This is a genomic window from Pseudonocardia wallangbongensis, assembly GCF_054486945.1.
Genome location: NZ_JBRERS010000019.1, coordinates 106,546 through 120,874, shown reverse-complemented (window position 1 = coordinate 120,874; position 14,329 = coordinate 106,546). Strand labels below are relative to the sequence as shown.

15 protein-coding genes are annotated in these 14,329 nt (G+C 72.6%); 9 read left to right on the top strand and 6 right to left on the bottom strand.

Annotated features, from left to right (window positions below; genetic code table 11):
• Positions 1-718: 718 nt before the first annotated feature.
• The 3 genes from ACU436_RS39615 to ACU436_RS39605 all read right to left on the bottom strand — a co-directional run bounded on the left by ACU436_RS39615 (position 719) and on the right by ACU436_RS39605 (position 2,850).
• On the bottom strand, positions 719-1,573 hold the full coding sequence (locus ACU436_RS39615) for a DNA/RNA non-specific endonuclease (RefSeq protein ID WP_459032284.1): 855 nt from the start codon (positions 1,571-1,573) through the stop codon (positions 719-721).
• A gap of 24 nt (positions 1,574-1,597) precedes the next feature.
• Positions 1,598-1,774 (bottom strand): hypothetical protein, encoded by a 177-nt coding sequence (locus ACU436_RS39610; protein WP_459032283.1) that lies wholly within the window; start codon positions 1,772-1,774, stop codon positions 1,598-1,600.
• Positions 1,775-1,881: 107 nt separating this feature from the next.
• Positions 1,882-2,850, bottom strand: coding sequence for an SDR family oxidoreductase (locus ACU436_RS39605; protein ID WP_459032282.1), 969 nt, complete (start codon positions 2,848-2,850; stop codon positions 1,882-1,884).
• Positions 2,851-3,026: 176 nt separating this feature from the next.
• Between ACU436_RS39605 and ACU436_RS39600 the strand changes: the two genes are divergently transcribed.
• Entirely contained in the window at positions 3,027-3,560 is a 534-nt protein-coding gene (locus ACU436_RS39600) for a TetR family transcriptional regulator (protein WP_459032281.1), read from the top strand.
• Between the two features lie 39 nt (positions 3,561-3,599).
• On the opposite strand, the gene ACU436_RS39595 is transcribed toward ACU436_RS39600, so the two are convergent.
• Entirely contained in the window at positions 3,600-4,805 is a 1,206-nt protein-coding gene (locus ACU436_RS39595) for an alpha/beta hydrolase family protein (RefSeq protein ID WP_459032280.1), read from the bottom strand.
• 95 nt (positions 4,806-4,900) lie between these two features.
• On the opposite strand from ACU436_RS39595, the gene ACU436_RS39590 reads away from it, so the two are divergent.
• From ACU436_RS39590 to ACU436_RS39565, 6 genes are all read left to right on the top strand, one after another.
• Positions 4,901-5,461: a TetR/AcrR family transcriptional regulator gene (locus ACU436_RS39590; RefSeq protein ID WP_459032279.1), complete on the top strand. Its 561-nt coding sequence runs from the start codon at positions 4,901-4,903 to the stop codon at positions 5,459-5,461.
• A 239-nt stretch (positions 5,462-5,700) separates the two neighbouring features.
• On the top strand, positions 5,701-6,420 hold the full coding sequence (locus tag ACU436_RS39585) for a DUF4129 domain-containing protein (protein ID WP_459032278.1): 720 nt from the start codon (positions 5,701-5,703) through the stop codon (positions 6,418-6,420).
• Positions 6,417-6,914, top strand: coding sequence for a hypothetical protein (locus ACU436_RS39580; protein ID WP_459032277.1), 498 nt, complete (start codon positions 6,417-6,419; stop codon positions 6,912-6,914). The genes ACU436_RS39585 and ACU436_RS39580 overlap by 4 nt, the downstream gene beginning before the upstream one ends.
• Entirely contained in the window at positions 6,904-7,917 is a 1,014-nt protein-coding gene (locus tag ACU436_RS39575) for an AAA family ATPase (protein ID WP_459032276.1), read from the top strand. Before ACU436_RS39580 ends, ACU436_RS39575 begins: the two co-directional genes overlap by 11 nt.
• Positions 7,914-9,233, top strand: a complete 1,320-nt coding sequence (locus ACU436_RS39570) for a DUF58 domain-containing protein (protein ID WP_459032275.1) — start codon at positions 7,914-7,916, stop codon at positions 9,231-9,233. Before ACU436_RS39575 ends, ACU436_RS39570 begins: the two co-directional genes overlap by 4 nt.
• Positions 9,230-9,766 (top strand): hypothetical protein, encoded by a 537-nt coding sequence (locus ACU436_RS39565; protein WP_459032274.1) that lies wholly within the window; start codon positions 9,230-9,232, stop codon positions 9,764-9,766. The genes ACU436_RS39570 and ACU436_RS39565 overlap by 4 nt, the downstream gene beginning before the upstream one ends.
• A gap of 111 nt (positions 9,767-9,877) precedes the next feature.
• Here the strand turns inward: ACU436_RS39565 and oxc are convergent, their stop codons facing one another.
• A complete protein-coding gene (gene oxc / locus ACU436_RS39560; protein ID WP_459032273.1) occupies positions 9,878-11,608 on the bottom strand; it encodes an oxalyl-CoA decarboxylase in 1,731 nt (576 codons plus the stop codon).
• Positions 11,609-11,731: 123 nt separating this feature from the next.
• Complete coding sequence (locus tag ACU436_RS39555; RefSeq protein ID WP_459032272.1) at positions 11,732-12,133, bottom strand: GlcG/HbpS family heme-binding protein; 402 nt, start codon at positions 12,131-12,133, stop codon at positions 11,732-11,734.
• Between the two features lie 148 nt (positions 12,134-12,281).
• Between ACU436_RS39555 and ACU436_RS39550 the strand changes: the two genes are divergently transcribed.
• On the top strand, positions 12,282-12,983 hold the full coding sequence (locus ACU436_RS39550) for a GntR family transcriptional regulator (protein ID WP_459032271.1): 702 nt from the start codon (positions 12,282-12,284) through the stop codon (positions 12,981-12,983).
• Between the two features lie 106 nt (positions 12,984-13,089).
• A complete protein-coding gene (locus ACU436_RS39545; RefSeq protein WP_459032270.1) occupies positions 13,090-14,322 on the top strand; it encodes a 3-isopropylmalate dehydratase large subunit in 1,233 nt (410 codons plus the stop codon).
• Positions 14,323-14,329 lie beyond the last annotated feature (7 nt).

The following is a 14,329-nucleotide window of genomic DNA, read 5'->3' as shown; positions in this document are numbered from 1 at the left end:
AGGAAGCGGCATTCGGCGGCGGCGATGTGCCCGGCCAACCCCAACAACTCCGATTCCAGATCATCGGTGCTCATCCCGTCCATCGGGGCGGCGAGCGGAATGATCGTGGCAGTGGACATGGGGTGCCTCCTGAGTTCGGATTGTTGTTGAACTCAAGGATGGCATCGGGGTCCGACAATTCCGCGTTCCGCGGAACGCGGTGGATGGCAACGATCTTGTGGTGATGTCCGGTGCCGATTCGGGGCCACAGGATAGTTGCGTGGGCACCCGGTCGAGGATGAAGTCGGGAACGGGCGTGCCGGACAGGCGGGGACGGCTGCCGGGGCGCCTACGGTATTCGGTAGTGCTCCCAACCCGGCCACCCCCCGCACGCGAGGATCGACGCGAACGGTGGCGGCAGCGCGCGAGGCCCCGGCGGGGGTCGAGGGGCATCGATTCCCGAGGCGACCGGGCTCGCCCACGCGACAAAGATCGAATACCGGTGACACCGCGCTCCGCGGAACGCGGGCGAGAAGCCATCGGTCTCGTGGCGAAATGCGGAGACAGTCCATGGGCACGCAGCAGAAGGGTGTCGTCGTGAACGGGCACGCCGCGCCGTCGGGAACGGCTACCAGGACGTCCACGGGATCGACGCGAAACGGGGCGGCAGCGCGGGAAACCCGGGGCTCGCCCAACGTAAGCCGATCACCGCTGCACGACCCGGCGATCGAGGAACGGATCAGAGCTGGATCGCGGCCGGTGTGTCGAGGCGGACCCACCGTTCCCGTTCCCGGGTGCCGGCTGGAGCGGGCACCCGGAGCCGGTCGGCGGCGACGAGTGGTCCGAGGTCCAGTCCGGTGAGGGCGGCGATGTCGGTGATGGGCACCTGGTAGGTGCGGTAGGGGCCCAGCGGTGGCGGGTCGCCGGCCTGCAGCGCATCCCGGGTTGCGGTCTCGATGTCGTCGAGTTGGGGCGTCTGGTCCAGGACGTACCCGGTCGCGGCCAACGGCCGCGCCTCACCGGTGTCCGGCGCGGCGGTCCAGGTGGCCACCTTCCAGAAGATCCGCGGGATCCGCACCCCCCGGTACTCAGGGTCGTCGGGGGCGAGCACCGGGGCGGTGAACACGCTCAACATGGCGTCGTAGGTGTCGGCGTAGGTCAGCACGTGGTCCTCGAGACCGAGCCACAGCTGCTGGTCCTGGTTGAACTCTGCGGCCTGCGGGGCGGCGTTCGGGTAGACGAACGTGTCGTTGTTGGCCCGCTCGGCCACGGCCGGGTCGCCCCACACCGGGTCGCGGCGCCGCACCAGGTGCCCGCGGTCCAGGTCGTTGCCGGCATACAGGTCCGGGCCGGCTTGCTCGCGGGCATCGACACGCGGGTCGAGTCGCCAGTCGTCGTTCCTGTCGACGTCACGCAGCTCGGCCCCGGTGATGTTGACACCCGTCGACACCGCGAGGCGTCGTGCCGGGTCGAGCAGCACCGTGAAGTGGGTGTACGTCAGCTCCCGCACCGCCGTCCGACCGAGCGCCGGTAGCGGGACGACGACGCCGAGGAAGTTCCGGTCGCACCCCGACGCTGGCGCTGGTCCGGTCATGCCGCCCACCCAACCAGCCGATTCCTACGTGCCGCCCGCCGGCTGCCGCATGCGGGTGATGATCCGGGCCTCGGCGTTGTCGAGGTGCTCGCGCATCCGCCTGGCGGCGAGCTCGCCGTCGCCTGCGTCGATCGGCTCCGCCACGGTCAGCGCCATGGCGATGATCGACAACCGGTACGGCGACAGGCGCCCAGCGCTCATCGGCACGCATCCCGGCGTCGGGTACAGCGTGCACGCCGACCCCGCATCACAGGCCTGGTACGCCGCACTGCTTGGGGCGAACCCCTGAGTACCGGGTCGCGAGCGGGTCAGCTCCGGCCGTGGTCGGGCCGGCCGTGGTGCGGCAACCAGATCTCCTCGGCGCGTTCGCCGGCCTCCGGGGTGAAGTAGTCGCCGGTCCTGAGGTCCTCGAGCAGGGTGGCGTGCTCCGGCGTCCAGTCCAGCAGCGCCTGGGTGTGCCGGCTGGCGACGGGCACGTCGAGGGCGAAGAACCTGGCCAGGAACGGGTTTCCGAGGTGCTCGGCGGCCTGCTCCAGGGTCAGCGAAGCGGTCGGGACGGCGAGCAGCCGCGCGACCTGCTCGGCGATGCTCCTGATCGTCACGGCGCTCTCGCCGGCTCCGTGCAGGACGCTGCCGGCCGGCGCCTTCTCCAGCGCCGACCGGAAGAGCGTGGCGGCGTCGGACCGGTGGATGGCCGGCCAGCGATTCGAGCCGGCACCGATGTACGCCGACACGCCCGCCCTGCGCGCGGCCGCGATGAGAGCCGGGATGAACCCGTGGTCGCCCCGGCCGTGCACGGTCGGCGCGAGTCGCACGACGCTCGCCCGGACCCCCCGGTCGGCGAAGCTCAGACAGGCCTGCTCACCCGCGATGCGAAAGGCGGCGACCGAATCGGGATCCGGCGCGTCGTGCTCGGTGCTGACCCGGCCGGCCCTCGTCACCAACGTGCCCGACGTGCTGACGAACGGCTTGCCCGATCCGGCCAGCGCCCGCCCGAGCGTCTCGATCGCGGCGCGGTCGCGGCGGACAAGGGTGTCCGGATCGGCGTAGTCGCCGCCGTACGCCATGTGCAGGACGCCGTCGGCGGCTTCGGCGCCGCGGTGCAGGCTGTCGAGGTCGTCCAGGCAGCCGCGGTGCGGTGTGGCGCCCAGCGACTCCAGTCGAGCGGCGGCCGGGTCCGAGCGCGCCAGACCGGTGACGGTGTGGCCGGACGCGACGAGCTCGGCGACGACGGTGGGGCCGGTCTGGCCGGTACCACCGGTGACGAAGACATGCATGGCAACACACACTCCCGCTTCGAGCCAATGACTGGCACTACTTGGTGTCAGTCACTGACTCTACGGGTAGTGTCAGTGACTGGCGCAACGTAACGCCGGTCACTGGCACGTTGCGATAGCCTCGGCAGGTGCCACGGAGCGGAGCAGAAGCGCGTTGCCGGCTTCGGCAGGCGGCCTTGGAGCTGTATCGGGAACGGGGGTTCGACCGGACCACGGCTGCGGAGATCGCCGCCCGGGCCGGGGTCAACGAGCGCACCTTCTTCCGGCACTTCCCGGACAAGCGCGAGGTGCTCTTCGACGGTGAGGCCGACCTGCGCGCCGCGCTGATGCAGGCGATGGCCGAAGCGCCCGCAGGCCTGCAGCCGTTCGAGGTACTGCTGTGCGCCTTCCGGGAGTCCGCGCGGAACCTGGAGCACAACCGCCCGTTCTCCGAGCCGCGGTGGAAAGTCGTCGCAGCGACCCCGGCGCTCCGCGAACGCGAGTTGGCCAAGCATGCGTGGCTCACGGATGCCGTGGCGGAGGCGCTGCGGCAGCGCGGTGTCGCCGACGGGCCGGCCGGCCTGGCTGCCCGCACCGGCTGGGCCGCCTATCAACACGCGGTCCAGGCCTGGATCGACGACCCCGCGCAGAGCTTGGACGCGCACCTGCTGCGCGCCTTCGACGATCTGCGCGCCCTCGCCACGGCCGCCCCGCCGGGCCTCGAAACCTGACCGGGCCCAGCCGCCGGCACGGGCTCGCGCGAGGACGGGTCAGTGGCCCCGCGGGGTCGGAGCCGGTGTGGTGACGTCTTCGAGGAAGTCGCTGACCAGGGCCTCGTAACGATCCGGCTCGAAGTTCCACGCCTCGCTGTGCCCGGCCCCGGGGAACTCCTCGTACCTGATCGGCCAGCCCAGCCGGGGACCGTCCTTGGCCAACTGCCGGGCGGTGCTGGTGGGGTGGGCCTCGTCGGCGTCGCCTTGCAGGATCAGCGTCGGTGGGCGGACCCTCGGCGGGTAGCGCGTCACGTCGATCCGCTCCACGTCGATGCCGGCCCGCCAGTTGCAGAGCTTCGTCGCCAGCCAGGTGACGGCGGCGGGGATGTGCCGCTGCTCGGCGTTGTGCTCCAGGGTCGCGGGCACGCTCAGTTCGGGAGCGTCCAGCACGACGCCCGAGACGCGGTCGGCCAGCGGCGAGCGGTCCAGGAAACGGGTGGCGATGGCGCCGCCGTACGACCCGCCGTAGAGCACGACGTCGTCGGCTCCCCGGTCCAGGGCGGTGCGCACGGCGGCCTCGAGGTCACGCCATTCGGTTTCGCCGACGTGCAGCACCCCGTCCGGGGACGCCGGTGCGCCCACGTCGTTGCGATACGTGATGTCCAGGATCGGCAGGTCGGCCCGGTGGACCGCGTCGGCCGTCTTCAGCATCGTCTGACGGTCGGCGTTGCTGCCGTGCACCAGGATCGCCCAGGTCGAGGAGCTCTCGCGCCGGTCGGTCGGGATGTACCAGGCGGGCATCGGGCCGAGCTCGCCCGGAACCATGATCTCGGCGAAGTCGAGCCCGAGCGCGACCTTCGGGTCGGACCGGTGGGTCCAGCTGATGCCGGCGCGCGTGCCCGCCGTCGGGACGATGCCGCTGAGCAGCGGCCGGTCCACCCGGTCGGCGGTGCGGGTGACGACGGGGCCGAGCATCGCACTGCCACCGGCCCAGCTCAGCCCCCAGCGGCCCGGCTTCTCGGAGGCCGTGGTCCGCGCCAGCGACACCACGACGGCGCCGCCCGGGGGAGTGCTCACCCCGAGCACGGTCTCCGAGTACACCGGATCGCCACCGTGCATCGACTTGACCATCTGATCGCTGAAGTACCACGCGAGGCCCACCCAGCCGACCAGCACGATCGCCGCGAGCGCGCCCAGCGAGATCGCGATCGACCGGTGCGCGCGCCACTGCTTCGAGCCCTTGCCAGCGCCTGTCCCAGCCATGGGTTTACACCGTACACCGTTGGTTTATGATGTAAACCGTGGTGCACGACCCCGAGCCTGACCAGGCGCGTCGCCCGGCGACCCATCCCACTGCCATGCGGATCGCCGCCGCCGCCCACGATCTGCTCATCGAGCGCGGCGCTCCGGCGGTCACCATGCGCGCGGTCGGCGAGGCGGTGGGCCTGTCCGCGATGGCGATCTACAAACACTTCCCGAACCGGGAGGCGTTGCTGCACGCGGTGGCCGACGACGCACTGCGGGAGCTGTCCCGGACGTGGGGCGTGCAGCGCGAGTCCGACGACTTCGAGGGCCGACTGCTCGGACTGCAGGCCGACTTCCTCGACTTCGCGCTCGGCAAGCCGCACCTCTACTCGTTCCTGATCACTGACCGCCGCAATCGAGCTCGCCGGTTCCCGCACGACTTCCGCGACGGCGGCACGCCCGCCTTCGCCCCGGTGCACCTGCTGGTCACCGACGCCATCCGGCAAGGCGTACTCAAGAGCGGAGATCCCGTGGAAGTCACCCTCAGCCTCACCTCGAGCACTCAAGGACTCGTCCAGCTCTACCTCGGTGGCCGGGTCGGCCTCCCCGAACCCGAGTTCCGCGCACTGTGCCGACGCACCATCCGGCGCGTGCTCGACGGCGTCCGCGCATAGGAGCGCCCTGGGCTTGATCGGCAGATGGGTGCATCGACGGCCGTATGTGGCCGCTCTCGCACCAGGCGGCCGATCATGCCCGCGCCGGCTGGCCGGAGGGCGGCCCCGCACGATGCGCGGCGCCACCGGAGGCCACCGAACAGACACGGCCCGAGGGCCGGGCTCCGTGCACGCGGGCGGTACCGTCGGGCGGTGAGCATCGCCGCCTGGTCCCGTTCTGCCGCGCGGAGCCCGCGGGGGTGAGGTCACGGCGCACGCTGGTGGCCGGCGCGCTGCTCGGGCTCGTCGTGGTCGTCGCCGCGGGAACCCAGGGACCCGCCGTCCTCACCGGGCTGCGCTGGGCGCCCGACCTGCGCCCGGAACCGGCCCCGGCGCCGCCGCAGGTGCCTGGCCCGTCGCTGCCACCACCGGCCCTGCCGGCGGCGGGCCCGGGTGCCGGCGGCTCTCCGGACCTGTCGAGGATCTTGCTCTGGATTCTCGTCGGTGTCGTCGCCGCAGTCGCCGCTGTGTTCCTGTGGCGCTGGCTCGCGCGTCGGAAGCCCCGCTCCACGACCGGTCTTGCGACGGCGGGCCCGCTCCTCGACCCGCCCGAACCCGCTCCCGAGCCGGCCCCGGAACCGCCGGTGCTGCGCCGCGGCGTCGAGGACGCCCTCCGGCTCCTCGACCACGAGCGCGAACCGGGGGACGCGGTCATGAAGGCCTGGCTCGGCCTGCAGCAGACGGCCGAGGACTCCGGGATCGTGCGCCGATCGGCGGAGACACCCACCGAGTTCACCACGCGCATCATGGCGCGGGTGTTCGCCGACGACCGCGCGATCCGGACGCTGCTCGCGCTCTACCTGCGCACCCGCTTCGGTGATCACCCGGTCACCGCCTCGGACGTCTCGCGGGCTCGCGAGGCACTCGCGGACCTCGCACGGACGTGGGACGACGACGCGTCGCGGCGGTCGGCCTCGTGACCCCCGAGCCCCTGCGCACGAGCCTCCTCGCGGCCGGCGCGGTCCTCGCAGGCGCGATCTGCTGGTTCGTCGGCATGGACGCCTGGCACGCCGGCACGGTCGGGCTGGTCCTGGGCGCCGCGGGCCTGTGCCGGGCCGCGGTGCCCGACCACCGGGACGTGCAGTGGGAAGGGGTCGCCCGGCCCGCCGACGAGGGCGCCCGGTGGGACGTCGCACGGCTCTCCTGGTCGCTGCGCCCGAGGCGCGGGCGGATCCCGCAGGCGGGCCTGCGGCCGGTGCACGACCTCGCGCGGTACCGGCTCGCGCAGCGCGGGCTCGACCTCGACGACCCCGCTGACCGTCCCGCCATCGAACGGCTCCTCGGCGAGGCCGCCTACGCCACCGTGGCGCTGCCCGCGACCCGCCCGCCCCGCATGCGCGCCGTGGCCGGATGCCTGGACGCGCTCGACCGCCTCGATCCGCCACCACAGGAGGAGAACCGGCATGACCGATGACCCCGCGCAGGGTCCGACGCCGCTCGCGGTCGACGAGGTCGCGCGGCGCAGCAGTGAGATCCTGGACGTGGTCGGCAGCGTCGTGGTCGGGATGACCGAGGCCCTCGAGCTCGCCCTCGCGAGCATCCTCGCCGGGGGACACGTGCTCTTCGAGGACGTGCCCGGCCTCGGCAAGACGCTCGCCGCGCGCAGCCTCGCCACCGCCCTCGGCCTCGGGTTCCGCCGGGTGCAGTGCACCCCGGACCTGCTCCCCGCGGACATCACGGGATCGTTCGTCTACGCGCCGGCGGCGAACGACTTCGTCTTCCGGCGCGGACCGGTGTTCACCGGCCTCCTCCTCGCGGACGAGATCAACCGCACCGCGCCGAAGACGCAGTCGGCCCTCCTCGAGGCGATGGCGGAGGGGCAGGTCACCGTCGAGGGCGAGAGCTTCGCGCTGCCGGCCCCCTTCCACGTGATCGCGACCTCCAACCCGATCGAGTACGAGGGCACCTACGCACTGCCCGAGGCGCAGCTCGACCGCTTCACGGTGCGGCTCGCCGTCGGCTACCCGGACCGGGCGGGGGAGCGGCGTGTCCTGCTCAACCGCGTCGAGCGCCGGCACGAGGTGGCCACCGTGGAGCCGGTGATCGACGCGGCGACCCTGCACGCCATGCAGTCCGGGGTCGAGACCGTCTACGTCGAGCCGGACGTGGCCGGTTACTGCGTGGACCTCGCGGTCGCGACCCGAGAGCACCGATCGGTGCAGGTCGGCGCGTCGCCCCGGGGCTCGCAGGCCCTGATGCTCGTCGCGCGGGCCCGGGCCGTCATGGCCGGGCGCGACTTCGTGACGCCGGAGGACGTCAAGCACGTCGCGGTCCCGGTGCTCGCCCACCGGCTCTCGCTGACGACCCAGGCCTGGGCCGGCGGGCTGCTGGCGACCGATGTCGTGGCCGCGATCGTCCGCGACGTGCCGGGCCCGCCGACCGTCGGCGAGCGTGCGGCGGCCGTAGCCGTGCGATGAGGGCGCAGCAGCCCGAGTTCGAGCACACCGGCACCCGGTGGGTGCCGAGCCGGAGCGGCACCGCGGCGGTGGTCGTCGCCGTCGTCCTCGCGGCGGCCGGGCTCGTGCTCTCCCGGGTCGACATCGCCCTGCTGGCGCTGCCGTTCGTCCTCGCCGCGGCCGGTACGCGGGACCGGCGTCCGCGGGCCGGCCATGACGGCACCGTGACCGCGGAGATCGCCCCGCACGCCCGCGGTGCCGCGGAGCTGGAGGCGGTCCTCACACTCACGCCCGCGTCCGGCGTCGACGGCGTCGCGCTGCGCGTGGCGGCCTTCGGCGGCGACCCGCAGGAGCTCGTACTGGCGGCCGGTACCCGTCGGGTCACGCTGCGGCTGCCCGTGCTGCACTCCGGGCTGCAGGAGGTGCTGCGCGTGGAGTACCGGATGCTCGGCGCGGACGCCGCGCTCCTCGGCCTGCCACAGGGCCCGTCGATCGTCCACCGGGTCGTCCCGGTGCCGTTCGCGGCGGTCACGGACCTGCCGCTGCCCAGGCGCCTGCGCGGGCTCACCGGCACCCACGACTCCTCCCGTCCCGGCGACGGCGGCGACTTCCGCGACGTCCACCCGTTCGCACCCGGGGACCGGATGCGCCGCATCGACTGGAAGGCCACCGCGCGGCGCGGGCGGTTCGCGGGTGACCTGTACGTCCGCCGGACCGCGGCGACGTCCGACGCGACGGTGGTCGTCGTGCTCGACAGCGGTGACGACCTGAGCGAGGAGGTGGCGCAGTGGAGCCCGAGCGCCGGTGCCGCGGCCGGGATCAGCTCGCTCGACCTCGCCCGGGAGGCTGCCTGCTCGCTGGCGGCCGGGTACGTCCGCGCCGGGGACCGGGTCGGGTTCCAGGACCTCGCCGGCTCCGCCCGCATGATCGCACCTGGTGGCGGACAACGGCACCTGTGGCGGCTGCTGCGCGCGATCGAGCTGACCCGGCCCGCGGGCGAGCGGGCCCGTCGGCGGCGGCCTCCGATCGTCCCGGCGGGCGCCCTGGTGTACGTGCTGTCCACGTTCCTGGACGAGGAGGCGTCCCGGATGGCCGAGCTGTGGCGCGGCGGCGGCCATCGGGTGATCGCCGTCGACGTCCTGCCGGCCCCCCGCTTCGCGCGCGCCACCGGCGCCGAGCGGCTCGCGCACCGCATCGTCATGATGAACCGCAGGGACCGGATCCGGACCCTGCAGGCGCAGGGTGTGGAGATCCTGCGCTGGCAGGACGACGGTCCGGCGGACCCGCGCGAGGTTCGGCTGCGGGCCCTGGCCCGGCCGGCGCGGGGCCTGCGGTGAGCGCGTTCGCGAGCCGGGTGCGCGTGCAGCCCGTGGTGGCGATGGGCCCGTGGATCCCGGCGGCCGCGTTCCGGGCGGCGCTGGGCGCGGTCGGGATCCTGCTCTGCCTGCAGCGCCTGCCGTGGGGGTTCTGGACCGCCGTCGGGTTCGCGCTCACCGCCGCCGCCGTCGCCGTGCCCCGCGTGCCGACGGCCTGGTGCCTGCTGCTCCTGCTCGCCGCGACCCAGCTGTTCGAGCAGCCGGCACCGCAGGACGGGCGCTTCTTCCTGCTACTCGCCGGCCTGCACCTGCTTCACGTGCTGGCCGCGCAGGCGCTCGCCCTCCCGTGGCGTGGCCGGGTGCAGCTGGCCGTACTCCGGCGCCCGCTGCTGCGGTTCGTGGCCGTGCAGGTCCCCGTGCAGGCCGCGGCGCTCGCCGTGCTCGCGGTGCTGGCGCCCGTCGCGGGGGGCACCGCGGCGACCGTGCTGCCCGCCGTCGGGATCGCGGGGGCGGCCGCGCTCGTGCTGCTCACGGTGGTGCTGAGCCGGCCGTGACGACGATCCTCGGTGGTGCTGGAGTCAGCCCGGAGGCAGGCCCGGATGCGCGCGAGCCGACCAGCGGCACCGGCAGCCGATGGCAGCACGGTGCCGCTGATCGGACCGGGCTCACTTCTTCCCGCTGAGGCCCTTCGGGTTGAGGTGCGCGATGTTGCCGGACTCGGTGCCGTCCGCCGGGTCGATGATGCAGTCGATCAGCGCGGGCTTGCCCTCCGCGAGCGCCTTCCGCAGCATCTCGCCGACCTCGTCGGGCGTCGTGGCCTGGTAGCCCGTGCCGCCGAACGCCTGCATGAGGATGTCGTGCCGGGCACTCAGGTACGTCGGCGCCGGGTCGCCCGACGCGGAGGCGTCGTCACCGCGGTACACGCCGCTGTTGTTGAGCACCATCGTGATCACCGGCAGGTCGTAACGGGCGATGACCTCGGCCTCCATACCGGAGAAGCCGAACGCCGAGTCGCCTTCGACGGCGATCACCGGCTGCCCCGTCTCCACCGCTGCCGCGATGGCGTAGCCCATTCCGATGCCCATCACGCCCCACGTACCGGAGTCCAGCCGGTGCCGTGGCACGGACATCGGGATGGTGTTGCGCGTGAGGTCGAGCGCGTTGGCGCCCTCGTTCACCAGGTACACGTCGGGGCGCTCGGCGATCACGTCGCGGATGGCCTGGAGCGCGCCGAGGAACTTCATCGGCTGCGCGGCCTTCGCCGCCTCCAGCCGCTTGGCCATCTTCGCCACGTTCGCCGCGGACTTCTCGCCCAGCGCCTCCCGCCACCCGGACGGTGCCGCGATCTGACCGGGCTTCGTCCGCTCCAGCAGCGCGTCCATCACGGAGCCGATGTCGCCGACCAGCGGGGCGGCGATCGGCTGGTTGGAGTCCATCTCGTTCGCTGCGATGTCGACCTGGATGAACTTCGCGTCCGGGTTCCACTGCGGCGCGTCCCCGTGCCCCAGCAGCCAGTTCAGCCGCGCGCCGACCAGCAGCACGACATCCGCCTGCTTCAGTGCCAGCGACCGCGAGGTGGCCGCCGACTGCGGATGGTCGTCGGGCAGCAGCCCCTTGGCCATCGACATCGGGACGTACGGGATGCCGCTCGACTCCACGAACTGCCGGATCGCGTCGTCGGCCCGCGCGTACGCCGCGCCCTTCCCGAGCACGATCAGCGGGCGCTGCGCGCCTGCCAGCAGCTCGATGGCCCGGTCGACGGCCGCCGCGTCGGGGATCTGCTTCGGCGCCGGGTCGACGACCTCCCAGAGGGACTTCTCGCCCTCGTCCTTGTCCATGATCTCGCCCAGCACCGCGGCCGGGATGTCCAGGTACACCCCACCCGGCCGGCCGCTCACCGCCGTGCGGATCGCCCGCGCGATGCCCCGTCCGATGTCCTCGGCCCTCGATACCCGGTACGCCGCCTTGCAGAGCTGCCTGGCGACCGCCAGCTGGTCCATCTCCTCGTAGTCACCGCGCTGCAGGTCCACGATGTGCCGCTCGCTGGAGCCGGAGATCTGCACCATCGGGAAACAGTTGGTGGTGGCGTTCGCCAGCCCGACCAGGCCGTTGAGGAAGCCCGGCGCGGAGACCGTCAGGCAGATCCCCGCCCGCTGCGTCAGGAACCCGGCAGCCGCGGCCGCGTGTGCCGCGTCGCTCTCGTGCCGGAACCCGATGTAGCGGATCCCGGACGCCTGTGCCAGGCGCGCCAGGTCCGTGATGGGGATGCCAACGACACCGTAGATCGTCTCGACCTTGTTCAGCTTCAGCGCGTCGACGACCAGGTGAATCCCGTCCGTCAGGGCAGGCGTGTCGCCGCCCCCCGCTTCCGCGGCGTCCGCGACTGTGTCCGTCATGGCCCGGGTCCTCCCTGTATGTGCCATTGGTTGGTGTCGATTGTATGCAGTACACCAGTACGGCTGCGGGTGCCAGGGGGGAGATGTCCGGCACTCCGGCGATCCGCGCCGATCCTCGTGGGATCAGAAGGAGGTCGCGGCCGCCTCGGAGACGGCATGGTCCTGCTCGCCGGTTCCGCCGCTGACGCCGATCGCGCCGACCGGTTGGCCGTCGCGGGTGAGCGGGATCCCGCCGGCGAAGATCATCACTTTGCCCTCGTTGGAGGCGTTGATGCCGTAGAAGTCCTGGCCGGGTTGGGAGTTCTCACCGAGGTCCTTGGTGGTGATGTCGAAGGCGCGCGAGGTCCAGGCCTTGTTGATCGAGATGTCGACCGATCCGAGCCACGCACCGTCCATGCGGGCGTGGGCGACGAGGTTGCCGCCGGCGTCGACCACGGCGATGTTCATGGGTTGGCCGATCTCCTCGGCCTTCGCCTCGGCGGCGGCGATGACCCTGCGGGCGTCGGCGAGTGTCACTGTGTTCATGGCTGATCCTTCGGGTTGGGGGTCCGGTCTCGGTTCCCGGCCGGGTACCCGTTCGGCGTCGTGTCACCAGTGAGTCGTTCTCGGGTTCCGGAGCTGCTGTAGGACGATCCGGTTGGGGGATGTTGTCGGACGCTGCGATGATTTCCCGGTGAGCGGTGTTCCCACGGCAGGTTCGGTGGTCGACCGGGTGGCCGACGAGTTCCGGCGGCGGATCCGGCGGGGCGATCTCGTCGGCGGGCAGCGGTTGGTCGAGGCCGACTGGACGCGGGAGCTCGGGGTCAGCCGCGGTCCGGTTCGCGAGGCCTTGGGCCGGCTGGCGAGCGAGGGGCTCGTCGTCATCGAGGCGAAGCGGGGCGCCGTCGTGCGGCGCATGCTGGCGAAGGACATCGAGGACCTGTACGAGGCGCGAGCGGCCATCGAGGGGCAGGCCGCGTTCGCCGCGGCGAAGCGCATCGACGAGGGCGACCATCGCGGCGTGCTCGAGGCCGTGCTCGGCGAGCACGAGGAGTTCGCCGGTGGCGGCGCGTTCGGACGTTACGTCGGGAGCAGCGTCCGCTTCCACGAGCTCGTGCTGGAGTTCGCGGACAACGAGTTCCTCTCGCGACTCGGCAAGCAGCTGCACGTGATGGCCTACCACCTCCACACGACCCGGGTGGCCAGGGCGACCGCGCTCGCGTCGCCGCTGACGGTCGCCGGCTCCGCGCGGAGCCACCGCGAGATCGGCCTGGCGATCCTGCGGGGTGACGCCGAGCTCGCAGAACGGCTGATGCGGGAGCACCAGCGGGAGACGCGGGACGGCATCCTTGCCGTCGATCGTGAGGGTGCGCCCGGCCCGGCCGGCGCCGGCTGAGGAGCTCCGGGAGTCCTTGACCGGATCAGCGTCCGACCTTATTGTCCTACAACGTGGTAGTGCAAAGTGGCAAAACTGCCGAGGCCTGCACGTGACCGGCATGGGCATGACCGAGAAGATCCTGGCCCGCCACGCCGGCCGGGACGCGGTCCGCCCGGGCGACATCGTGGTGACCTCGGTCGACACCGTCGTGCCGCTGGACATGAACTTCTACGACTCGATGTGGGCCGAGCCGACCAGGGTGTTCGACCCCGACCGCATCGTGGTGATCTTCGACCACGTGGTCCCCGCCCCGAACCGGCAGGTGGGGGAGGCGCTGGAGCGCGGTCGGGCGTTCGCGGCGAAGCACGGGATCACCCGCGTGCACGACGTGGGCCCGGCGCAGGGGATCTGCCACCAGCTGATCGCCGATGTGCCCTACGCGATGCCGGGGGAGCTGCTGGTGTGCGTGGACAGCCACACGTGCAGCGGTGGTGCGCTGAACTGCGCGGCGCGCGGGATCGGCGCCCCGGAGCTGATCTACACGATGGCGAAGGGCTACACCTGGTTCCAGGTGGGGGAGACGGTCCGCTACGAGCTGGTGGGTGCGCTCGCCCCCCACGTGGCGGCGAAGGACGTGTTCCTGCACCTCGCCGACCGCCACGGCGCGCACGTCGGGCAGAACATCGAGTTCGGCGGCCCGTCGCTGGCGAGCCTGACCATGGACCAGCGGCGCACGCTCACCACGATGTGCGCCGAGGTGAGCGCCGAGTTCGCCATCGTCGAGCCGGACGAGGTGCTCCGCCGGCACCTGGAGGCGCGCGGCCGCACGGCGGACGGCGCCGTCCACCCCGATCCCGATGCGGACTACCACGCGGTCCGCACCCTGGACCTGTCCGACGTGGAGCCGGCGGTCGGGCTGCCCGGGTCGGTCGTGCACAACACGGCCGGGGTCGGCAGCGTCCGCGGCACCCCCGTCACCCGCGCGTTCATCGGGTCGTGCTCCAACGGCACGATCGACGATCTCCGCGAGGCGGCCGCCGTGCTGTCGGGCCGCCGGGTCTCACCCGGGGTGACGCTGTTCGTCACCCCCGGGTCGCAGGCCATCTACCAGCAGGCCGCGCACGAGGGGCTGCTCGCCACGCTGGCGGACGCGGGAGCCGTGGTGACCGTGTCGTCGTGCGGCATGTGCGCGGGGTTCCAGAACTCCCTCGGGCCGACCGACGTGTGCATCGCCTCGAGCACGCGCAACTTCGCCGGGCGGATGGGGCATCCGGACGCGCAGATCTACCTGGCGTCCTCCGGGACGGTCGCCGCGTCCGCAGTGGCCGGCGCCATCGCCGACATCCGCGAGTTCTAGGGGGACG